The sequence below is a fragment of the Desulfobotulus sp. genome (assembly GCF_034006065.1).
Taxonomy (GTDB): domain Bacteria; phylum Desulfobacterota; class Desulfobacteria; order Desulfobacterales; family ASO4-4; genus Desulfobotulus.
Genome location: NZ_JAVETM010000024.1, coordinates 1 through 21,591 on the forward strand (window position 1 = coordinate 1; position 21,591 = coordinate 21,591).

Here is a 21,591-nt window from a genome sequence, read left to right on the forward strand (position 1 = left end):
CGGTTCCGACGGCACCGTGGGCGCCAACAAAACCGCCATCAAGATCATCGGCGATCATACGGATCTCTACGCCCAGGCCTATTTCTCCTACGACTCCAAAAAATCCGGCGGGATCACGGTCAGCCACCTGCGTTTTGGCAAAACCCCCATCAAGTCCACCTACCTTGTCAACACCCCGGACTTTGTGGCCGTGCATAAGGCCAACTACGTCCAGCTCTATGACGTGCTGGAAGGCATTGTGAAGGGCGGCACCTTCCTTCTCAATACCCACTGGACAGCACAAGAGATGGAAAAGGAACTGCCTGCAGACATGCGGCGCACGCTCGCCACCAAGGGCATCAAATTCTACGCCATCGACGCTGTGAAAATTGCAACCGACGTGGGCCTTGGCAACCGCATCAACATGGTGATGCAGACCGCCTTCTTCAAGCTTTCCGGCGTACTGCCCTTTGAGGAAGCCATTGATCTCCTTAAAAAGGACATTGAAAAAACCTACGGCAAAAAAGGGGATGCCATTGTCTCCATGAACATCCAGGCCGTGGAAAAAGCCCTCAATGCCCTCGTTCCCATTCCTGTGCCCGAAGCCTGGAAAAACGCCGCAGCGGGTTCGGCATCCCATAAAGACGAACCCGAATTCATCCGGGACGTGATGCGGCCCATGCTGGCCCAGAAGGGCGACAGCCTGCCCGTATCCGCCTTCTCTCCGGACGGCACCTTCCCCGTGGGCACCACCCTCTATGAGAAGCGCGGGGTGGCCATCACCGTACCCGAGTGGATTGCGGAAAACTGCATCCAGTGCAACCAGTGCTCCTATGTCTGCCCCCATGCGGCCATCATCCCCATCCTTGCAACGGATGAGGAGCTGGAAGACGCTCCCGCAGGCTTCAAGACCCTGGAAGCCAAGGGCAAGGAAGTGGAAGGCATGAAGTTCCGCATCCAGGTCAACACCCTGGACTGCTACGGCTGCGGCAACTGTGCGGACATCTGCCCGGCCAAGACGCAGGCTCTCGTCATGAAGCCCATCGAAAGCCAGACAGAAGTGGAAGTCCCCAACCACGAGTTCTCCCTTACCGTACCCTTCAAGGCGGGCATCATGAACCGGGAATCCGTGAAAGGCTCCCAGTTTGTTCAGCCCCTCATGGAGTTCTCCGGCGCCTGCGCAGGCTGCGGGGAAACCCCCTATGTGAAGCTCCTCACCCAGCTCTTCGGGGAGCGTATGTTCATCTCCAACGCCACAGGCTGCTCCTCCATCTGGGGCGGCAGTGCGCCCAGCGCGCCCTACTGCACCAACGAAAACGGCCACGGCCCCACCTGGGGCAACTCCCTTTTTGAGGATGCCGCGGAATTCGGCTACGGCAAGATGCTGGCCATCAAGCACAGACGCGAAGGTCTTGCCCAGCTGGTGACAGAAGCCCTGTCTCTGGATCTGGATGCAGAGGTAAAGGAAGCCATGCAGGAATGGCTCGACACCATGTGGGACGGCAAGAAGTCCGTTGAGACCTCCCGTCGCATGGAAGCGGTCCTGGCATCGGCTCCCGGCCATGATCTCATTGACCGCATCCTCGACCAGGCCGATATCTTTGTGAAAAAATCCCACTGGATCTTTGGCGGGGACGGCTGGGCCTATGACATCGGCTTTGGCGGTCTCGACCATGTGTTGGCTTCCGGGGAAGACATCAATATCCTGGTTATGGATACGGAAGTGTACTCCAACACCGGCGGTCAGTCCTCCAAGGCCACACCCACAGGCGCCATCGCCAAGTTTGCCGCATCCGGCAAGAAAACGGCCAAAAAGGACCTTGGCCGCATGATGATGAGCTACGGGTATGTGTATGTGGCTTCCGTGGCCATGGGTGCCAACAAGCAGCAGGTACTGAAAGCCTTTGTGGAAGCGGAAAACTACCCCGGACCTTCCATCATCATCTGCTACGCCCCCTGCATCAACCAGGGCATCAAAAAGGGCATGGGCAAAACCCAGGAAGAGCAGAAGCTGGCCGTTCAGTCCGGTTACTGGCCCCTCTACCGCTATAACCCCCTGCTGGAAGAAGAGGGCAAAAATCCCTTTGTTCTGGAATGCAAGGCTCCGGACGGAACCCTTCAGGAATTCCTCTCCGGTGAAGACCGCTTCGCCGTGCTGGAAAAAACCTTCCCCGAAGAGTCCGTCAAGCTCCGGGCAGCCATTGAAGATCAGTACACAAAACGCTATGCGGCCCTGAAATACATGGCCGATGCCAAGGGCAGCAAAGAGTAAGGCTTCATTCCCGGACGGCCCGGAGACACCCCGGATGCCGTCCGGAAAAAAACTCTTTTCAAACCAACGGAATCAGGAACATGAGGGGGGATGCGGGATTCCGTATCCCCCCTTCATTGTTCTGTTTTCAGTATTTGTGTCATACCAGAACGCCCTCATGCCCATCGCCTTTACCACAATGCAGCCAGCTGTAGTGGCGGGCAGTCCATCAATCAGGCGGCTCAGTGGCTCTATCCATACCCCTGTCGTCTACTCTCTCTGGACAGAACAGCCAAAACCATGCCAACCTTAACCGCATAAACCATCGTAACAAAAGAAAAATCCTTAAAAGTCCTTGAGTGTCACACACTTTGCTGGTATCAATAGCCTCCCTTGGAATCTGCACTTTTCGGGAATCCACAGAACTGTTTATTTATAAGGATATTCCATGCATACCCTCTTTTCCCACCTGAAAGGCGGCCTCGTTATCACGGCCATTGTTCTTTCAACCCTTATCCATTTTGTTCCCCTGATTGCTGTCACCCTTGTGAAGGTGCTGATCCCCCTTAAACTCTGTCGCCTTGTCTGCACCCGCATGATCATCGGCATCAGCACCTCCTGGATTCAGGTGAACAACCTTGTCTTTTCCCTTTTTCACAGAACCCGCTGGGAAGTCCGGGGCGGAGAGAATCTTTCTCCGGAAGGCTGGTATCTGGTTCTCTGCAACCACCAAAGCTGGGTGGATATTTTTGCGCTCCAGAGAAATTTGAACGGCAAAATTCCCTTTCTTAAATTCTTTTTAAAACAGGAACTGATCTGGGTGCCTGTCATGGGCCTTGTGTGGTGGGCCCAGGATTATCCCTTCATGAAACGCTACTCCAAGGAATATATTCTGAAAAACCCCCACAAAAAGGGAAAGGATCTCGAAGCCACCCGAAAAGCCTGTGAAAAATTCCGCACAACGCCCGTGTCTGTCATGAACTTTGTGGAAGGCACCCGCATGACAAAAAGCAAACATCTTCGCCAGAAAAGTCCCTTCCAGGGCCTGCTCAGGCCCAAATCCGCAGGCACCGCCTTTGTGCTCTCCGCCATGGGCAGAGAGATGAACACCCTTGTGGATGTGACCCTTGCCTATCCCCATGGCGTTCCCTCCTTCTGGCAGTTCATCTGTGGGAATGTTTCTCTGATCCGCATGCACATCCGCACCCTTGACATCCATGAAGGGCTGCGTGGAGATTATTTCAATGACAGGGACTTCAGAGAATCCTTTCAGCAGGAACTCAACGCCATGTGGGCGGAAAAGGATCTTCTCCTTGGAGAGATGATGGCGCCGGTCTGGCCGGAAACTGAAGAGAAAGTGGAAAAAGCCGCCTGATAATTCTGTTTTCCCAACGACTGCACGGGTACAGTGCGCCCGCACATGAGAAAGAGAGGCCTACTCCTTTCTCCCGCATCCGGTGGGCCTGAGTCCCTGACCATGGCAAGAGGCCTGGTTTGCAGCCTGATCGCCGGATTGACGAGAGAGGAAGCCAGGAGACGTCCATGCCCATGCAGCTTGAACTCATCGACTTTGTTAAAAAAAATCTTCCGGATACACCCGATGACCCGGAGGCTCTTGAGGCATCGAAAGGCCCCTCCTCTCCGGGTTTCGGGCCGGATGTCAGCCGGGCTGTGCATTCCGCCCTGATCCTCAGGCCCATCTTTGAGCTGGAAACCCGGCGTTTTGCCCAGGGGGAGGAGGCCTTCAGCGGGGAGATCTGGGGGCAGGTGGATCTGCTGTGGACGGCATTCGCCATTCTGGATGTCATCTCTGAGCTTACCGAATACCAGATCGGCGCCACCCGCAGCGAGGTGGTGCAGAAAATCCTTCCCCTTCTCCGCCAGCAGATGACCCTTGGAAAAAAATCTTTTTCCGATGAGGCCCTTGGGGAAGTCACCGCAAAAATATTTGATCATCTCACCAACCGGACCAACCGCTACCTGCCCTTTTCCTGCCCCTTTTTTGACGCAGATGCCGGACGCTACCGCACCCGCCGTTTCTGGCTCATCAAAAATGTCTATACGGGCGAAGGCAGCGAAGCCCTCTTTGCCCTCACGGAAGAAGGCTACACCGCCTATTTCGGCCTGCACGAAACCAGTGCCCTGGATGCTGCGGCCATCGGCAACCTGCGCATCAAGCTGCTCATTGAAAGGGGCAATCTGGATGACGCCATAGCCGTGGCTGAAAGCAACCGCAGGCAATGCGCCAGAAAAGCCGGAGAAGTGAGAACGGTACGCCGTCAGATCAGCCGGAACATCAAGGCCCTTGCCTTTGACCGAATTCAGGCTCTGGCCGAAGAGGGGGTCAACCAGGTCATGGATATCCAGAAGGAAGGCAACCGGCTGCACAACCTTGTCATCGAAAACCTGCATGGCAGCGGATACAGGGGCCACAGCAGCACCCTTTACAGGCTGGCCGATAAGCTTGAGGCCTTAAGCCACCAGCTGATGAAGCTTTCCGGCCAGTTGCAGAGCCTGCCCGAAGACTACCAGAAGCACAGCCACAAACTTTTCAGAAAAGAGGCCACAGGGGTATTTCCCGGCATGGATGAGGTCATGGAGAGGATTTTCTCTTTAGATGAGGAAAATGCCGCCCGCATGGGAAGCGAGTTCATCGCCCGCATGAACCCTCCGGCAAGAAGGCCCCTTTTTGATCCGGCCTCGGTGATTGAGGCCTGCGACCGCGCTCTGGAACGGAAAAGCCCGCCGGGCGATCAGAATCAGGTCATTTTCGAGGTGGACGGCGAACCCATGCTGCGTTTCCAGCCGGAACTGAATGAAAAGCTGATGTTGGAGGCCTTTCATCTGATCCACGATCAGGTTTGTCGCAAAAAAGAAATGAAACTGAGTCAGATTCTGGAACAGGCCCTGACAGAATCCAAAGAAGGTCTTTTCCCCGTGGCTGCGGCCATGGCCGTATTTCAGTGCCTTGTGGAAAAACGCATTGCAGACAGGTACGGCATCCATGTGGACATGCCCGACCCGCAAAGCCGCATCACCATGGATCTCGGGAACAAAAGGCGCTACCGGGGCCATGAACTGCGGCTGAGGCAACGGATTCTTTCCGGTACCCAAAACGAATAAAAAATCATAAAAAGGATGCACCTTTTTTATGGAAAACCATACGGAATCCCTCCATGCGGCCAGCCGCCTGATTTATTTAAGCCTCATCCACAGCAACGGCAGCCGCAGGGCCATGGCCCCCTTTGCCAGCGAAATGGCCGAACTCCTCCAGCGTTTTCAGTCCCAGGAAAGCTTCCGCCAGATGGTGGAAACGGGCCTGAAGGCCATGGAACTGCGGCTCCTTGCCCTGGAAGACAAAGGCCTTCGCCTTTCCGCCCGGCGTTCGGACAGTTTTTTTGCCGCCACCCTCACGGACTACGGAAAGCTCCTTGCCAGAAGTGACCTCAAAGCCGCAGAAATCCTTCCCGTTCACTGCGCCATTGCCACGGCCTTTTTTCCGACGGAGGCGGATCTGGATGCTCCTGTGGAGGATCTGGGTGCCATTGTCATTGTGGATGTCATGGATATCCTCAAGCGTTTTGCCCTTGCGGAATCCGCCCTGCCCGATGGAGAAACAAGGCTGCATCCCCAGGTGAAAAGCGTTGCCGAACGCCTCCGGCTTCTGCCCGAAGACAATCCGGACAGACAAAGGGCGGGCAGCGGTACGAGCTGGGTGGAACTGATCACCATCGTACTGGATCACATGGTGGAAACGGGCTATCTGCTGGCCTTTGAAGAAACACCGGGGGAGGTGGAATACAGACCAACCCCTGCCTATCAGACCGCCCTTCGGGAAGGTATTGTCTATGCCTTCCATGCCTTCCGGGATATTGTGAAGGCCGCTTCCCTGGAGGAAAAAAACACCGCCGGAAGTGCGGCCGGGGAAGGAGAATCCCATGTTTAGACTCAAAAGGTTTTTTGTAAGCGATATCAAGGCAGGGGATAACATTCTGCGCAATGGCTTTGTGCCCGTGTTCCGGGAGGATGGCGATGCGGATCATGGGGTGCTTTTTGCCGCCAACGGCACCTGCAAAACCACCCTCTTATCCTTCATCCTCAGCGTATTCAGCCCCTCAAGGCAACGATTTGTGCAGCATCTGCAATCCGGCGGAGACAAGAGCCTTGATCAGTATCTGATTCCCGGCCGTCCTGCCATTGTCATGCTGGATCTGGCCATGGTGCTGCAACCCACCCTCTTTGAGGCAAAACCCGTGGATCATCTGGTTCTGGGCCAGCTTCTCTACCGGCACCGCAGCACGCCGGACCGCATGGACCGCAGCTTTTTTCTGGCCCAGTCCGCTGATTTTTTTGACACCCTCCGCAGCCAGTGGGACGGACTTTTAGATCATGAAAAGCCCTATCAGGCCCTAAAGGATTTCATGGCCCCCCTTGTCCAGCAGACCACAAGCCAGAAGGAATGGGAGGAAACCCTGGAAGGGCTTGGGCTTGATCCCTGGCTCATTGACCGTCAGGTGGATTTTGCCCGTACGGAAGGGGGCATCAAGGATGCCTTCCGCTTTAAATCCGAAGGGGATTTTTTAAGCTTCTTCCTTGGCTGCGTGACGGATATGGATGCGGCCAAAGACCTGCGTGGGCGCATGGATCAGGACTTAAGCAAGATGAAGGACCGGCCGAGAAAACGGGCCCAGCTTCAGGCCGTACGGAGCTTAAAGGAACGCATCGCCGATTTTGACACCTTCGCCGCCCTCTGGCGCAGCGCAGGAAAAGCCATTGAAGCATGGCGGATGCAGCTGGGAGAAGCCAGCCACCTTCTCCATGGCGCAGAGGCTTCTTCCCGGACAGAGATGGAAGCCCTTGAAAGGGAGCAGGGGGAAACCGAAGGCTCTTGGAAAACCCTTCAGGCCGATCTGGAAACCACCCGAAGCAATATCCTTTATCTGGAACATTTCAACCTCTCCTGTGAAATGGAAGAGGGAGAAAAAAGCCTTCAGCATACCATGAAGGAAAGCGAGGAGCTTAAGGCTGAAAAAAACGCCCTTCTTGCTGCGGATTTCATGGCCGATATCCGAAAGAATCAGGCCGAAGCAGCCACAAAGGAAAAAGCCCTCGCCGAAGCAGGCGAAGAAATCACCCCCTTGCAGGAAAAGGTGAAAACCCTTGCGGCCCAGTACCATCTGCGTCTCGGTGCAGACCGCCACGGGCTGAAAACAATCATGGAAAATCTGTGCAGGGAAGAGGAAGAAAGAAAGCAGCATCAGAAGTCTCTGGAAAATAAGCTGCAGACAGAAGAAAGCCTTCAGAAAGCCCTTGAAAGGGCGCTTGAGGATCTGAACCACAGAATCCGGGGAGCCGAAGCAGGTCTTATCCTGCTGCCCCTTCAGCCCGGAGAAGGACCTTCCGATGCCCTGAGCCGTCTTCATGGGGAAAAAGCAACCCTTGAAGACCGCATCTCCATGGTTGAAAAGGAAATGAGGGGCGGGGAAGAAGCCTTCAAGGCCATGGACGGAAAATGGCGCAGCCTGCTGGAAGCCTCTTCCAAAGCAGAAAGCCAGCTAAGCGAAGCCCTCAGGGCCATGGAGGAAGAAGCGGATCTGCGGCGGCATCTTCTGGAAGATCCCCATCTTGTGCGCATTGCCGGAACCCTTGATATGGAAGTCAGCTCCGCAGAGCTTCTTTCAAGGCTGGACGCTGCCCTGACACGCAGCGAGGAGCGTCTCAGAACAAAAGAAAGGCAAACCCTTCAGCTGGAAGAAAAACTGGAAGCCTTAGGGCAGGGAGGGGGCCTTGCCGCCGATGACCTTACCTGTCGTCTCCTTTCCCATTACCATGAAAAGGGCATTTCACCGGGAGAGCTTAAATCCTATCCCGAATACCTTGCGGATCTCTACCCTTCGCCGGAAACCCTTGCCCGCTTCATCGAAGGCGATCCGGCCCGGTTCACGGGCATGATGGCGTCCAGTCCGGATATCATTGAACGCATCCTTGAGATGCCGGTGCCTTTCTGGCTGCACCGGCCCGTGGTGATCTCCACCCCCTGCCCTCCCGAGGCGGTCCATGCCGTGGAACAGACCCTGATCCGCCCCCTGACACCCGAGGTCTATTCTAAGCAGCACATGGAAAAGGTGAGGGATGACTACCAAACAACGCTGGAAAAGGTAGTAGGGGAAAGGGAAGAAACCCGGAGCACCCTGAAAGCCATGGAAGGCGTAAGCCGAAATCTCCATGCCTATCAGGAACGTTTTCCCGATGCCGGAGCTGTGGCGGCCCTGCATGAACGGGTAGGTACGGAAGAAAAAAATCTTTCCGGCATCAGAAATGCCATCGCTGAAACTGAGGCGGGCATGGAAGCCCTCAACAACTCAAAGGCCGATCTGGCATCCCGATACCGCCATCTGAAAGACCAGCTTGCAGACCTTTCCCGGATACACCAGCAGGTAAACACCTGGCTCACATCCTTTGCGGATCTCGCAGCATGGCAGGAGGAAAGGGAAAAAAAGGCCCTTGAAAAAAGAGCTGTGGAAAAGGCTTTCCGGGCAGCAGGCCTTCTTCTCGATGAGCTGAAGGAAAAAGAACTCCGGATTTTTAAGGATATCCACATATGCAAAAGTGATCTCAAAAGGCTGGACGAAAAGGCCTCAGAAATAAGTCAGCCCGAGGACAGAAAACTTACGGCTGCCGAGCAGGAAGAAGCCCTGTCCATGGACCTTCAGACCCTGCATCATCTTCATCATGCAGCAAGGGAAACCCTGAGGCAGATGGGCCATAGCCTTGGCATTGATCTTCTGACGAAAGAAATTGAGGATCTTCAGGCACGCATAGCAAGGCTTCAGTCCGAATTCGGAGCTTTTGGCCGCAGCCATACCTATGATGAAAAAACAGCAAAAGACTGGGCAGCGCGCAGCTTCAGGGAACGGAAGGAAGACCTTGAAATTCTTTCCGGAAAGCTGGAAGCACTGAAAGAGCGTCGCATCCGCATGGAAACGGAACTGGAACACAAAAAAAAGGATCAGGCCCGCAGCGAGGCCCTTCTTTTAGAACGCAAAGCCAAAGGCTTTTCTCCGGATCTTGGGGAAGAAGAGCTCAAGGATCAGGATACAGATGCCCTTTTGTACCAGCTGGAAAGTGAAAAAAGAAAGCGGCAGTCGGACTGCGAAGCCCTTTCTTCCCGCAGTCATCGCCTCAAAGAGAAACTCCGCTATCTTGAAAAATGGCATCAGGAACTTCGCATTGGCATGGCGGAAAACCAGTCCTTTGAACCCCTCTGGGATGGAAATTCTCCCCGCCATCCATGGCCGGACCTTTTGGAACCGGCCAATGACAGGATGGCTTCCATCGGAAAGCTGCTGGAAGAGATAAGGGAAATGGCCGCAGCCGAAAGAAAGGATCGTGAGGCCGGAGAAAGCGCCCGCAGGCGGATGCGGAGCGCCTTTGACCGTCTCCAGACCCACCTTCAGGATGACGCCTGTCGCCATGAACTGCCCGCTGTGGTGGATGCCCTGAGAAGCCACGATGCCGAATCCTTAGGCCATCAGGCCGACGACCTGATCCGGCGCTGCGAAGATATCGGCCGTAACATTGAAACGGATCTGGAAATTACCCAGCGCTTCATGAACAACCTTGTGGATATGCTGCTTCAGTACAGCCGGGATTATCACCAGAAACTGCAGGCCGCAACCAGAGAGCTTCTGCCGGAAACCGTTTTTATTTACGGCGGAAAACCCATTCTGCGTGCCGGTGTCCGCCTGGATTTTGCCCGTTATCAGGATGCCTTCCGCCAGTCTGTGGAAAACTGGCTCCACCAGCTCATGCAGCAGAACCGTCTGCCGGAAGTCAATGCAAAAGCAGGCAACGGCCTTGGCGCTGAACTGCTCTACCAGCTTCTGGGGGCCGCATCCGGCAAAGAGAATTTCGGCATCCGCATGCTGAAATGCGATGACTCCGGCAGCACCTACGAGCCCGTGGGAAAGGATCTCGGTTCCGGCGGCGAGGCCCTCACCATCGCCGTCATGCTCTATACACTTCTCATCTCCATGCGAAAAAAACGCAGCAGCGCTTCCGAGGGCAGAATTCCCGCCTTTCTCGTTCTGGACAATCCCTTAGGGGTCTGCAACCGCTCGGACTTTGTGGATGCCCAGCTCAAGGTGGCGGGAAACATGGGGCTTCAGTGCGTCTATTTCACCGGCATCCATGACCGGGAATCCTTAGAGCTTTTTGAACTGCGTACCGCCATCCGCAAAGGGGATAAAAAACTTGAGATCGACGGCATTTCCTACAACTGCCTTGAAATCACGGAGCTGAATGTGGAAAAAACAAAGAGACCGGTGAACCACCATCCAGCCCCCTGAAAAATAAAAATCGTACTGGCTGCAGAAGACAAGGGGCTGGATCTGCTGATCCATAAAGATATACTGGAAAAACTGATTTTTCCCTCACCCCAAAAGGTGCAAAACATGAAAAAAAGAATCCTCTACGGCGAAGCCAATTATGCGGCCATTGTTCGTGAAAACGGATACTTTGTGGATAAAACCGCCTACATCGAAAAACTGGAATCCGTCAAAAATACCGTATTTCTGCGTCCAAGGCGTTTTGGAAAATCCCTGCTCTGCACCATGCTGGAGTCCTACTATTCGGTTTTATACAAAGATAACTTTGAAGAGCTTTTCGGCCACACATGGATAGGCAAAAACCCAACGCCCCTGCACAATACTTTGCTTGTACTGCATCTGGACTTTTCCACCATTGAGACGGGTGAGCTGGAAGTGATGGAAAAAAGTTTCAACCATACTGTTAACTTAAAACTTAAAGGCCTCATACGAAACTGCCATGCATGGCTTAAAAACAGCCCGCCATTTGACCCAGAGGCAAGTGCCACAGCCAATCTTCAAAGCCTGTTGGATCATTTTTCACCCGACCGGCCCCATCCCCTCTATGTCATCATTGATGAGTACGACAATTTTGCCAACCAGCTCATCACAGGTCATAAAGACCTTCTTTATAAGCAGCTCATGGCCGATGACGGTTTTTTAAAAACCTTTTTCAAGCTTTTAAAAGAGGGCAGAAAAACCGGAGCCATCCACAATGTTTTCATCACTGGCGTTCTGCCTGTCACCATGGATGAACTGGCTTCGGGCTTCAACATTGCCACCTTCATCACCCTTGAGCCTGAGTTTGAAAACATGATCGGCTTTACCCAGTCTGAAGTGAATTTACTTCTCGATGACATTTACAGAGACTATGACATCCACCCGGATACCCGCAATGAGATCCAGGATGTCATTAAAAATCAGTACAATGGCTATCATTTTATCGACCCGGAAGGTGAGGCCGTTTATAACTCCACCATTCTCCAGTATTTTCTGAGATGGCTCTGTGAATATAAAACCATGCCCAAACACTTGACGGACATGAACCTCAAAACCGATATCCTGTGGATCAAAAGAATCACCGGCTCCAACCCTGAGCTTACAGAAGATTTTGTCACCCGGCTCACGACCCAGAACAGCATTGACTATGACGACACCCTGCTCACCCAGAAATTCAACATGTCCCAATTTTTTGAAAAGGGTTTTTTCCCCATCTCCTTTTTTTATCTGGGCATGCTCACCCGGAAAAACGATTTTTCCCTCACTCTCCCCAACCTCAATATGAAAAGAATCTTTGTGGAATACTTCAATGAGCTGCACCGCATTGACGTTTCCACCGGCTACGGGGACATGATGCAGCATTTTGTTAAAACCCTTGACCTGAAAGCCCTGTTTGCGGGCTACTGGCAGGAATATGTCTCCCAGCTTCCCGAAGCCGTTTTCACCCAGGTAAACGAGAACTTCTACCGCACCACCTTTTATGAGCTGTGTTCCCGCTATCTTTCCCGCTGGTTCACCTGGAATGTGGAACGATCCTACCCCAAAGGCAGGACGGATCTTGAGTTTGTGGGCAAATTCAATGAATGCTTTGCGGGCATCCGCATGGTCATCGAGTTCAAATACTTTTCCAATGCCGCCTTTAAAAAATTCAATACCAGCATTGAAAACTTCACCCTGATTCCTGAAGATACGGAGCAGATGGCAGGCTATGTGGAAGGGCTTCAAAAGGAATACCCGGAGGCAAGGGTCAGCCAGCATGTGATTTACTGTTTCGGCAATGGGGGATTCAGGGTGTTTGATACGGCCCCCCTTCCGGCATCCAATGAACCTAAAAGCTGAGCCTTCATCAGGCATGGCTTTTAAACGGCGTACGGGAGACAAAAAACCTTAAGATCAACGACTCTTCCTGAAACTGCCTTGAAATCACGGAGCTGCATGTGGAAAAAACGAAAAGACAGGTGAGCCATGGATGATGTTCTCTGTTCGTGGAAGGTGTGCCTTCCCCGAGGCAGGTCCCTTGTCTGGCCCGATGGCTGCCGGGATCTGATTGCCATTATTCCCAAAAATCAGCCTCCGGAGTTCCTGTGCAGCGGCCTTGATGCTTCTCCAAGACTTGTGGCCTGCCCGAAAGAGACCCTTTTTGTGGGCATCCGCCTTGCACCGGGCCTCACCTTTCCATGGGAAAAGGATACCCCCGGCTCAAAGTGCAGGGACCAGTCCATCTCCCCATACCTGCCAGATCCGCACAGCTGCGGTTTTGAAGCCAATCCCGATGCCATAGGGCGTGTGCTTCTGCAGATGGTGTCGCTGGCAAACCCTGCCCCCCGCTGGATTGCAGACTACCTGGCTGAAGTGAGGGGAGGGGGAAAGAAAAGGGCCACGGCATTCAGTCCGCGGAGCATCAGGAGGCAGATGGTTCAGTTCACGGGGGCATCGCCCAGCTACTGGAAGGGTCTGGCCCGGGCCCGGAAGGCGGGATATGCCATCGCTTCCTCCGATATCCCCCTGGCCCATATTGCCGCTGACCACGGTTTTTCAGATCAGGCCCATCTGAACAGGGAAATCAGACGCTGGTTCGGCTGCACCCCCAACATGCTTCGTGTGAACCGGGAACTGTCCGCAGCCCGGCTGACAGCTCCCGATGCATTCCCCCATCCTCAGTCAAGAATATACTGCTGAAACTCCGCTGCCGGGGGAATGGGGTGGTAGCAGTAAACAAGGGCACCGGAGGGATCCAGAAGCCCAAAGCCCCTGTCTCCCCATGGATGATCTTCCAGAGGCATGATGACAGGCAGCCCCGCCTGATCATGAAGACGCTCGTACATGGCATCCGCATCCCTCACAAGAATATTGAGAAAGATTCCTCCGGTAAAAGGCACCATGCCTTCCTGGGGCTCCATAAGGCAGATTTCCGGCCCCGATGGGGAAGCTCCAAGGCGAAGTACCACGTACCAGCCACAATCAAAGGCCGGGCGGGCATCAAAGTGCGAGAGATAAAATGCCTTTGTTTCTTTAAGCTTCTGCGTGACAAGGGTTGTGCTGACGGATTGAATTTCCATATCTTCCTCCAGGGTTTCCTGTTTTCATAAAATGAAACTCTGGCGGGCAGCATAGCGCAATATATCTGGCAGAATCTTGAATTTTTCGGCCAAAAAAATGCGGATTGAAATCAAATCAGATGCCTCCCCTGACTCAGCCCCCGTTTGCTGGTCCGCTTGTTGTAAGACCATGGTGCAAACGGGTATTCTCATGCGGTCAGGCGCAAGACCTGACGACCCTGCATGCCATTACCCTGAAAGGTACAAAGGAAAGGTATCCCATGACCATAACCGGCATCATCGGAGGCTCCGGCCTGGACAACCCGGAAATTCTGGAATCTCCCGAAGATCTTCATTTCGACACCCCCTACGGCCCGCCCTCTTCCCCCCTGCGCCGGGGCCGCATTCAGGGGCAGGAGGTGATTCTCCTTGCCCGCCATGGCCGGGAACACACCATCCCGCCCGGCGGCATCAACAACAGGGCCAACCTTTACGCCCTGAAAGCCGCAGGCTGCACCAGGATCATCGCCACAGCGGCCTGCGGCTCCTTACAAGAAAACCTTGAACCGGGAAGCCTTGTGCTGCCGGATCAGCTCATTGACTTCACCCGCCACCGCATCGTCACCTTTCACAAGACCTTTGAGCCGGGCATCGAAAACGCCCGCCACGCCCACATGGCCGAGCCCTTTTCTCCCCATATCCGGGAGATTCTGAAAACAACGGCTGAAGAGGAAGACATCCGCCTCCATGACGGCGCGACCCTCCTCACCATCGAAGGCCCCCGCTTTTCCACACGGGCCGAGTCCCGTATGTTCCGCATCTGGGGGGCGGATCTTGTAAACATGACCGTTGCGCCGGAGGCCATCCTCGCCACGGAGCTGGAAATTCCCTATGCCGTGGTGGCCATGGTAACGGACTACGATTCCTGGAAGGACGATGCCCCGCCCCTCATTGTGGAGGAAATCATCAAGATCTTTAAAGGCAATGTGACAAAACTGGTGCGCCTTCTCACCCGAAGCCTTCCCCGCTTTTACGGGGCCTGAAAAAAACACCCAAGCGAGGTATCCCCATGTTTCAAGAACGCATCTCCCCCCTCCACACCCCTGCGGCTTCCGGGGAAGCACGGGGCTTCATCGAGTTTCAGGGACTTCGGGAGCTCTGGTTTCATACGGGAACAGACTGTAACCTCCGCTGTCCGGACTGCTTTGAGCATTCAGGGCCGGGGGTGCACCGCCTTTCCCCCACAACCCTTGAAGAGGTAAAACCTTTCATGGCAGAAGGCCTCAGGGCCGGAGCCAGACAGTTTTCCTTTACCGGCGGGGAACCCTTTCTTAACAGGGAAATCATCCCCATTCTGGCACATGCCTTAACCCTCGCACCCTGCCTTGTGCTGAGCAACGGCACAAGGCCCATGCAGGCCCGCCTTGAAGACCTTCTTCCCCTGAAGGAAAAGCCCCACCGCCTCACCTTCCGCATCAGTCTGGATCACCCGGATGCCATCCGCCACGATGCGGGCCGGGGAGCGGGCATGTTTGAACTTGCCCTGACCGGCATCCGCAGGCTTCTCGATGCAGGGTTCGGGGTTTCCGTGGCCTGCCGCAGGGAAGACGGGGTTACCGGACCAAAATTTTCTTTCCTATCATAGAGAGAATGTCTTTCAGGGATAATGCCTATTTTCAGAATCATTCCGAAAGAAAATCAATGACATGGATAATCTTTATGCCTTCATAATCATTGGGTATAACCTTATCCATGGTGAGGATCATTTTCGGGTAATTGTCAGGGATGGCCTGAAGGGACTGCAACTCCCGCTTCCGGGTGTGTTCATCCATGATGCTTGCGGAAACCTGAACATATAATTTTTCCTTCAGCCTGGTTGCAATGAAATCCACCTCCAGTGCCCCCACCTTGCCCACAGCCACATCATAGCCCCGCCTCAGCAGTTCAAGATACACTATATTTTCAAGAATATGACCATAATCGGTATTCCGCAGCCCGGTCAGATGGTTGCGAATCCCCATGTCAACAATGTAAAATTTTTCCAGTGTCTTTAAAAAAGCCTTTCCCTTCAGATCATACCGTCTGGCCCTGTAGATGATGAAAGCACTTTCAAGCATTTTAAGGTAGCTGTCTATGGTCTCGCTGGATGTTTTTCTGCCGCTGCTTGTGAGATAATCACTGATTTTTTTTGTAGAGACAATGCTTCCGATGTTGGCGGCGATAAACTTCAGCACACTTTCAAGCAGGGCAGCATCCCTGACCCTGTTGCGTTCCATCACATCCTTCATCAGAACCGTATTGCATATGCCGCTGAAAAATGCCGGTAGGGTTTCAGGAACATCCATCAGAGCCACAACCGTGGGGAGCCCACCCAGCTCCAGATACGCATTAAAGAATGAAAGAAGATCTCCTTTCTGATTCTGACCCGTAAAATCCAGATATTCCCTGAAGGAAAGGGGAAGCATGGGGATTTCCACATAACGGCCCGAAAGAAGAGTAGAAAGTTCAGAGGAAAGAAGAAAGGCATTGGAACCTGTGATGTAAATGTCTGTGTCTGCATCCACAGAGAAAGCATTGATTGCTTTTTCCCAGGCACTGACCTGCTGCACCTCATCCAGGAGAATATAATATTTTTCAGTAGTTGGCATTCTGCTCCGGATATGGCTGTGCAGTGCTTTATAATCCGTGATGCCATCGAATTCAAAGGATTCAAAATTCATGCGGATGATCCGGCGCGCTTCCACTCCGCTTTTTTTCAGGTGGGCCTCAAAAAGTGAAAGAAGGGTGGATTTCCCACATCGGCGGATACCCGTAATCACCTTGATCAGGGGTTTGTCTTTGAACTGTATGAGCTTTGTCAGGTAAAGATCTCGATTTTTCATGAACCCTCCTTTTTTTAGAGAATACCTGAAAATAATATGCAAACAAACAGGTTTTTCGACTATAATCGAAAAACCTTACAGGACGGCATTTCAATGTTATGGGCTCTTGCCAAAAGTCGCCGCAAAGCCCCTCGCTTTAGCCATGGGGAAGTTCAGTGTTTCGGGATAGCCCTCACCTGTAAGCGCCTTAAGGTTTTTTCTATGGCCTGCCGGGTATGGAATACGATAGGATGGCTCAGAATCTAAAGGGATACAGAAATTGCTGCTTACAAAACCATGAAAAGCCGGAGTGATATGACGGATCAAAAAAAAGGCATTCCCAGAATAGAATCTTTAAAGGTTCTGAATTACAGGACTTTAAAAGAAATCACTCTGGACAGACTGACACCCGTGACCGTTCTTCTTGGGCCAAATGGAAGTGGTAAATCCACAATATTTGATGTGTTTAATTTTTTGTCTGAATGCTTCCAGTATGGACTTCGCCATGCATGGGATCGCAGGGGCAGGAGCAAGGAACTGAAAAGCCGTGGCGCAAGCGGGCCCATCGTTTTTGAACTGAAATATCGTGAAGCTCCAAAGACTCCTGTTATTACGTATCACCTGGCTATAGACGAAGGAACCAAAGGGCCGGAGGTGGTGGAGGAATGGCTTCAATGGCGACGGGGGAGCAAAGGCCAGCCATTTCGCTTTCTGGAGTTTAAAAAAGGCATTGGACGTGCCGTCAGTGGTGAAGTACCCGATGCCGATGATGTAAGAGCGGAAAGTAATTTACGTTCACCGGATCTCATTGCAGTGAATACACTGGGACAACTTTCAGACCATCCCCGTGTGGCTGCATTGCGTGAGTTTATTACGGACTGGTATGTCTCCTATTTATCCATTGATCAAACCCGAAATCAGCCGGAAGCCGGGCCCCAGGATCGTTTGAATAAGAATGGTGACAACCTGCCCAACGTCATCCAGTATCTGAAGGAAGATCATGCGGAAAGGCTGGAGCAGATATTTGCCATACTCAGGAAGCGAATTCCTCGTCTGGAACGGGTGGATGCCGATCTGATGCCGGATGGACGATTGCTCCTTCAGATCAAGGATGCCCCGTTCGAGCAGCCGGTGCTTTCAAAGTTTGCATCAGACGGCACCATGAAAATGCTGGCCTATTTAACGGTGCTCTATGACCCTGCCCCCCCTCAATTTGTAGGTATCGAAGAACCGGAGAATTTCCTTCATCCCCGCCTGCTGCCTGAACTGGCGGAGGAGTGCAGAGCCGCCTCTGAAAAAACACAGCTTCTCGTAACCAGCCACTCTCCCTTCTTCCTTAATGCAATGCGAGCTGAAGAGGTGCGGGGGCTTTACCGGGATGAGCAAGGATTCACCCAGGCTGTTAAAGCATCTGACATACAGGGAATTCCTGAAATGCTTCAAGCCGGTGCAAGCCTTGGACACCTCTGGATGGAAGGTCATTTTGGCTTTGGTGATCCCCTTATCAACTTCGGTGCCCCCAGGAAAAAGAAGGGGGGCAGGTAATGCTGCATTAAGACACCAGGAGTGTTACCAAAACCCCTTCTTCATAGATCCGGAGCCCCATGCACATCATAAGCTGCCACAACAATACGGATTTTGATGCCCTGGCCTCCATGGTGGCGGCCTCCTTCCTCTATCCCGAAGCCCTGCGGATTCTGCCCACCCAGCTTCATCCTGCGGTGCAGGAATTTGTTTCCGTGCACTGGGACATGCTCCGGCTGCACTCCCGCAAAGGTTTTGATCTTTCTCCTGTCCGTCAGCTCACGGTCACGGACACGGCCAGTTGGGAACGCCTTGACAACATGAAGGCCCTTGCCGGACAGAAAAATCTCCGCACCATTGTATGGGATCACCACCCCGGCCGGGGCAGCATCGCCGCTTCCGAGCTGCATCAGGAAGAAACGGGCGCTGCAGTCACCCTGCTTCTCGAAGAAATGAAAGCCAGGGACTGCGCCTTTTCGCCTGTCCACGCCACCCTTTTTCTTCTGGGCATCTATGATGACACAGGCTCCCTCTCCTTTCCCTCCACCACAGCACGGGATGTGCACATGGCGGGCTTCATGCTGGAAAACGGGGCTGACCTCCATGTGGTGGCCGCCTATCAGGACAGCGCTCTCGACCCGCGCCACATGGAACTGTTCCAGCGTATGCTCCGGGAAGCCCGGATCTTTTCCCTGGGCAGCCTTACAATCGGAATCGCTTCCCTTGAAGCGGAAAAGGGGCTCACCATGCTGCCCACGGTGGTGCATCGCTTCAAGGAAATCCAAGGGTTGGATGCCGCCTTCGGGATCTTTCCCATGGGGCCGGATAAAATGACGGTCATCGCACGCAGCAGTGCAAGGGAGCTGGATCTCGGAGCCATGATGCGCAGACTGGGCGGGGGCGGACACCCCGGAGCTGCCTCGGCCATGCTGAAAGGTGACATGGAAAGCGCCCGGAAGCAGCTCATGAACTGCATCCACGGCACAAAGATTGAGGAAGCCTCCGTAGGCCACCTCATGAGTCCCGTCCCCGCCCTGCTCCTTGCCGGAAATTCCGTCCGGCAGGCGGCGGATCTTCTCCGGAAAACGGGGAAAAATGCCCTCCCGGTGGTGAGTGAGGAAAATCATTTCCTCGGCATCCTCACCGAAAAAACCCTGGCCGCCATCCGCCAGGACCGGCAGTGGGAGCAGCCCGTCACTGCCATGCTGAACCGGGATGTACCCTCGGTGGCACCAGAAGACAGCCTGCGCCAGGCCCTTCTTCTCATGTCGCGCTCGGAAACCGGATTTCTGCCCGTGGTAAAGGACAAAAAGCTTGTGGCTGAAATCACAAGGACTTCCATCATCCTCCATATGTATGACTTCTGAGCTTCGCACCCTTTTGGGATAAAAAAATTCCGAGGCTCCCAAGGAAGCACCGGAATTTTTTCTTGTTCTACAGGCTTTTGAGATTATCTCTCTCTGCGTATCTCCCATTTCAACAGCTCTTTTCGCCGTCAATGGGACAAGCCATCACACCACTTTCCCTTTCAGGCCAAAGATTCCCCGGAAGCATCGGGATCCAGCTCCCCTTCCAGCCGTGACACCACCACAGCGCCCGTGGCGTCGCCCATGACATTGAGGGTGGTTCTTGCCATATCCAGGATCCGATCAACCCCTGCCACCAGGGCAATACCTTCCATGGGCAGATGCACCTGGGTGAAAACCATGGTCATGACCACCAGGGCTGCGGAAGGAACGCCCACGGAACCGATGGAAGCCAGAATGGCAATGAGCAGAATGCTCAGCTGGGAGGAAAAAGCCAGTTCAATGCCATAAACCTGGGCCACAAAGACAGCGGCAAGTCCCAGATAAATGGCTGCTCCATCCATGTTGATGGTCGTACCCAGGGGAATGGTGAAGGTGGAAATGGTTCTCGGAACACCGAGTTTTTCCGTGGCGGTCAGGTTGGCGGGCAGGGCCGCAGCACTGGAGCAGGTGGAAAAGGCGATGAGCAGGGGCTGGCTCATAATCTTGAAGAAATTTTTCAGAGAAAGCCCGCCCACACCTTTCAGGAAAGGCAGATACACCACGCACACATGAATCACAGCAGCAAGGTACATGAGTACGATGAGCTTCATCAGGGGTAAAAGCACATGCATGCCGCTGTTGCCCACCGTATAGGCAATCAGAGCGCACACACCATAGGGTGCGTACTGCATAACCGCGCCGGTGATGCGGATCATAACCTCATTTCCAACCTCAAAGATTTTCAGCAGAGGCTTTCCCTTTTCTCCGAGACTGGACAAGGCGAATCCAAAGAAAATGGCAAAGAAGATAATCTGAAGCAGATTCCCTTCGGCCAGGGCCTGGGCCGGATTCAGGGGGACGATATTTAAAAAGGTCTGCACGGCACCAGGCGGGCTTACTTCCCTGGCTTTCAGGCCTTCGGTGGCCAGATTCAGCCCCACACCGGGCTGAAAAAGGTTTGCAATGACAAGCCCGATGAAAACTGCCACGGCTGTTGTGCCCACATAATAGGTGATGGTCTTGATGGATACCCGTCCCAGCTTGCTCAGATCTCCCATGCTCGCAGCACCAGCCACAAGAGAGATAAAGACCAGGGGTACGACAATCATGCGGATGAGGCGGATGAAGAGATCCCCGAAGGGTTTGATCCAGGCAATATCCCAACCGCCCATCTGAAAGACAAAGCCCAGCACAATACCCAGGGCAAAGCCAATGCCCATTTTGGCCGGAAGACTCATTTTCTTTTTTGTTCCTGCTGTCATGATAACCTCCTTTGAATGTGTTCCCGCTTGTCTGGATTTTTCTCCTTTAAAAAAAAGCTCAGGCCCCGCCTGCTTTTTTTACAATGGCTTCCGCAAGAATCTGGGAGGCGTCCAGCATGGGAACCCGGGCCTCCAGACCTTCTGAAATAATGGAAAGCTCCGTGCAGGCCACAAGAAGAAGTTCCGCCCCCTTATGCACCAGGCTGTCTCCTGCTGCCTGCAGGGCGGCCCGCACCTCATCCCCGTATACACTGGTCTTGATGGTACGAATGGCTGCCATCAGAGGGTCCTGCACTCCGGAGGGCGGCGCGAGAAGATTGACCCCTTTTTCCGCAAAGGCCTTTTCGTACAGCCCAAGATTCAGCACCGCTGTGGAGGCAAGCAGTCCCACCTGTTTCAGGTCCCTTTTGCAGGCAAGGGCCGCATCCACGGAAAGGGCGATCATGTCCAGCACGGGAATCGCCACAGCCTCCCGAACCTCTTTGTAATAGTAATGTGCTGTGTTGCAGGGCATGGCGAGAAAGTCAGCCCCCCAGCCTTCAAGCTTGCGGGCCATTTCCCGCAGACAAGGGGCAGGGCTTTCTCCCGTGCCTTCGATCAGAGCCCGGATGCGGGACGGCACCTTAGGGTTGTTATCCACCAGCATACGGATATGATCCCTGTCATCTTTGGCCGGAGTGGCCCGGATGACCCGACCCATGAGGTCCACCGTCGCTTCCGGTCCCATTCCTCCGATGATACCCACAACCTTTTCTCCCATGACCCTCCCCTTTCCCTTTGTACAAAAAAACCGGAAAACCCC

Annotated in this window: 15 protein-coding genes; 11 read left to right on the forward strand and 4 right to left on the reverse strand. The window is 53.7% G+C overall.

The features are described 5' to 3' along the window. The 7 genes from nifJ to RBR60_RS09955 form a co-directional block, all read left to right on the forward strand. Positions 1 to 2,251 (forward strand): pyruvate:ferredoxin (flavodoxin) oxidoreductase (nifJ, locus tag RBR60_RS09925; RefSeq protein ID WP_320356270.1); only part of this gene is annotated, 2,251 nt, incomplete at its 5' end. 427 nt (positions 2,252 to 2,678) lie between these two features. Next, positions 2,679 to 3,605, forward strand: coding sequence for an acyltransferase (locus RBR60_RS09930; protein WP_320356272.1), 927 nt, complete (start codon positions 2,679 to 2,681; stop codon positions 3,603 to 3,605). A gap of 167 nt (positions 3,606 to 3,772) precedes the next feature. Further along, entirely contained in the window at positions 3,773 to 5,353 is a 1,581-nt protein-coding gene (locus tag RBR60_RS09935) for a hypothetical protein (protein ID WP_320356274.1), read from the forward strand. Positions 5,354 to 5,381: 28 nt separating this feature from the next. Continuing rightward, complete coding sequence (locus RBR60_RS09940; protein WP_320356276.1) at positions 5,382 to 6,176, forward strand: hypothetical protein; 795 nt, start codon at positions 5,382 to 5,384, stop codon at positions 6,174 to 6,176. Beyond that, a complete protein-coding gene (locus RBR60_RS09945; RefSeq protein WP_320356277.1) occupies positions 6,169 to 10,578 on the forward strand; it encodes a hypothetical protein in 4,410 nt (1,469 codons plus the stop codon). The genes RBR60_RS09940 and RBR60_RS09945 overlap by 8 nt, the downstream gene beginning before the upstream one ends. 105 nt (positions 10,579 to 10,683) lie before the next feature. Further along, positions 10,684 to 12,435, forward strand: coding sequence for an AAA family ATPase (locus RBR60_RS09950; protein ID WP_320356279.1), 1,752 nt, complete (start codon positions 10,684 to 10,686; stop codon positions 12,433 to 12,435). A 126-nt stretch (positions 12,436 to 12,561) separates the two neighbouring features. Next, entirely contained in the window at positions 12,562 to 13,275 is a 714-nt protein-coding gene (locus RBR60_RS09955) for a helix-turn-helix domain-containing protein (protein ID WP_320356281.1), read from the forward strand. On the opposite strand, the gene RBR60_RS09960 is transcribed toward RBR60_RS09955, so the two are convergent. Continuing rightward, complete coding sequence (locus RBR60_RS09960) at positions 13,254 to 13,655, reverse strand: VOC family protein (RefSeq protein WP_144683503.1); 402 nt, start codon at positions 13,653 to 13,655, stop codon at positions 13,254 to 13,256. The genes RBR60_RS09955 and RBR60_RS09960 overlap by 22 nt on opposite strands. A 260-nt stretch (positions 13,656 to 13,915) precedes the next feature. Between RBR60_RS09960 and mtnP the strand changes: the two genes are divergently transcribed. Continuing rightward, positions 13,916 to 14,677 carry an S-methyl-5'-thioadenosine phosphorylase gene (gene mtnP, locus RBR60_RS09965; RefSeq protein WP_320356288.1) on the forward strand — a complete coding sequence of 254 codons (762 nt, stop codon included), beginning with the start codon at positions 13,916 to 13,918 and terminating at the stop codon, positions 14,675 to 14,677. A 26-nt stretch (positions 14,678 to 14,703) separates the two neighbouring features. Beyond that, positions 14,704 to 15,279 carry a radical SAM protein gene (locus RBR60_RS09970; protein WP_320356290.1) on the forward strand — a complete coding sequence of 192 codons (576 nt, stop codon included), beginning with the start codon at positions 14,704 to 14,706 and terminating at the stop codon, positions 15,277 to 15,279. A gap of 37 nt (positions 15,280 to 15,316) precedes the next feature. On the opposite strand, the gene RBR60_RS09975 is transcribed toward RBR60_RS09970, so the two are convergent. Then, positions 15,317 to 16,516, reverse strand: a complete 1,200-nt coding sequence (locus RBR60_RS09975) for an ATP-binding protein (RefSeq protein ID WP_320356291.1) — start codon at positions 16,514 to 16,516, stop codon at positions 15,317 to 15,319. Between the two features lie 294 nt (positions 16,517 to 16,810). Between RBR60_RS09975 and RBR60_RS09980 the strand changes: the two genes are divergently transcribed. Then, complete coding sequence (locus tag RBR60_RS09980) at positions 16,811 to 18,040, forward strand: AAA family ATPase (protein WP_320356293.1); 1,230 nt, start codon at positions 16,811 to 16,813, stop codon at positions 18,038 to 18,040. Between the two features lie 59 nt (positions 18,041 to 18,099). Next, positions 18,100 to 19,386 (forward strand): CBS domain-containing protein, encoded by a 1,287-nt coding sequence (locus RBR60_RS09985; protein ID WP_320356295.1) that lies wholly within the window; start codon positions 18,100 to 18,102, stop codon positions 19,384 to 19,386. A 161-nt stretch (positions 19,387 to 19,547) separates the two neighbouring features. Here the strand turns inward: RBR60_RS09985 and RBR60_RS09990 are convergent, their stop codons facing one another. After that, entirely contained in the window at positions 19,548 to 20,789 is a 1,242-nt protein-coding gene (locus RBR60_RS09990) for a dicarboxylate/amino acid:cation symporter (RefSeq protein ID WP_320356297.1), read from the reverse strand. 58 nt (positions 20,790 to 20,847) lie between these two features. Beyond that, a complete protein-coding gene (locus RBR60_RS09995; RefSeq protein ID WP_320356299.1) occupies positions 20,848 to 21,549 on the reverse strand; it encodes an aspartate/glutamate racemase family protein in 702 nt (233 codons plus the stop codon). Positions 21,550 to 21,591: the final 42 nt, after the last annotated feature.

Coding starts and splice junctions, on each gene's coding strand:
- RBR60_RS09940 (WP_320356276.1), top strand. CDS start 5,382: ATGGAAAACCATACGGAATCCCTCCATGCGGCCAGCCGCCTGATTTAT.
- RBR60_RS09945 (WP_320356277.1), top strand. CDS start 6,169: ATGTTTAGACTCAAAAGGTTTTTTGTAAGCGATATCAAGGCAGGGGAT.
- RBR60_RS09955 (WP_320356281.1), top strand. CDS start 12,562: ATGGATGATGTTCTCTGTTCGTGGAAGGTGTGCCTTCCCCGAGGCAGG.
- RBR60_RS09990 (WP_320356297.1), bottom strand. CDS start 20,789: ATGACAGCAGGAACAAAAAAGAAAATGAGTCTTCCGGCCAAAATGGGC.
- RBR60_RS09975 (WP_320356291.1), bottom strand. CDS start 16,516: ATGAAAAATCGAGATCTTTACCTGACAAAGCTCATACAGTTCAAAGAC.
- RBR60_RS09970 (WP_320356290.1), top strand. CDS start 14,704: ATGTTTCAAGAACGCATCTCCCCCCTCCACACCCCTGCGGCTTCCGGG.
- RBR60_RS09960 (WP_144683503.1), bottom strand. CDS start 13,655: ATGGAAATTCAATCCGTCAGCACAACCCTTGTCACGCAGAAGCTTAAA.
- RBR60_RS09980 (WP_320356293.1), top strand. CDS start 16,811: ATGACGGATCAAAAAAAAGGCATTCCCAGAATAGAATCTTTAAAGGTT.
- RBR60_RS09995 (WP_320356299.1), bottom strand. CDS start 21,549: ATGGGAGAAAAGGTTGTGGGTATCATCGGAGGAATGGGACCGGAAGCG.
- RBR60_RS09930 (WP_320356272.1), top strand. CDS start 2,679: ATGCATACCCTCTTTTCCCACCTGAAAGGCGGCCTCGTTATCACGGCC.
- mtnP (WP_320356288.1), top strand. CDS start 13,916: ATGACCATAACCGGCATCATCGGAGGCTCCGGCCTGGACAACCCGGAA.
- RBR60_RS09935 (WP_320356274.1), top strand. CDS start 3,773: ATGCCCATGCAGCTTGAACTCATCGACTTTGTTAAAAAAAATCTTCCG.
- RBR60_RS09985 (WP_320356295.1), top strand. CDS start 18,100: ATGCACATCATAAGCTGCCACAACAATACGGATTTTGATGCCCTGGCC.
- RBR60_RS09950 (WP_320356279.1), top strand. CDS start 10,684: ATGAAAAAAAGAATCCTCTACGGCGAAGCCAATTATGCGGCCATTGTT.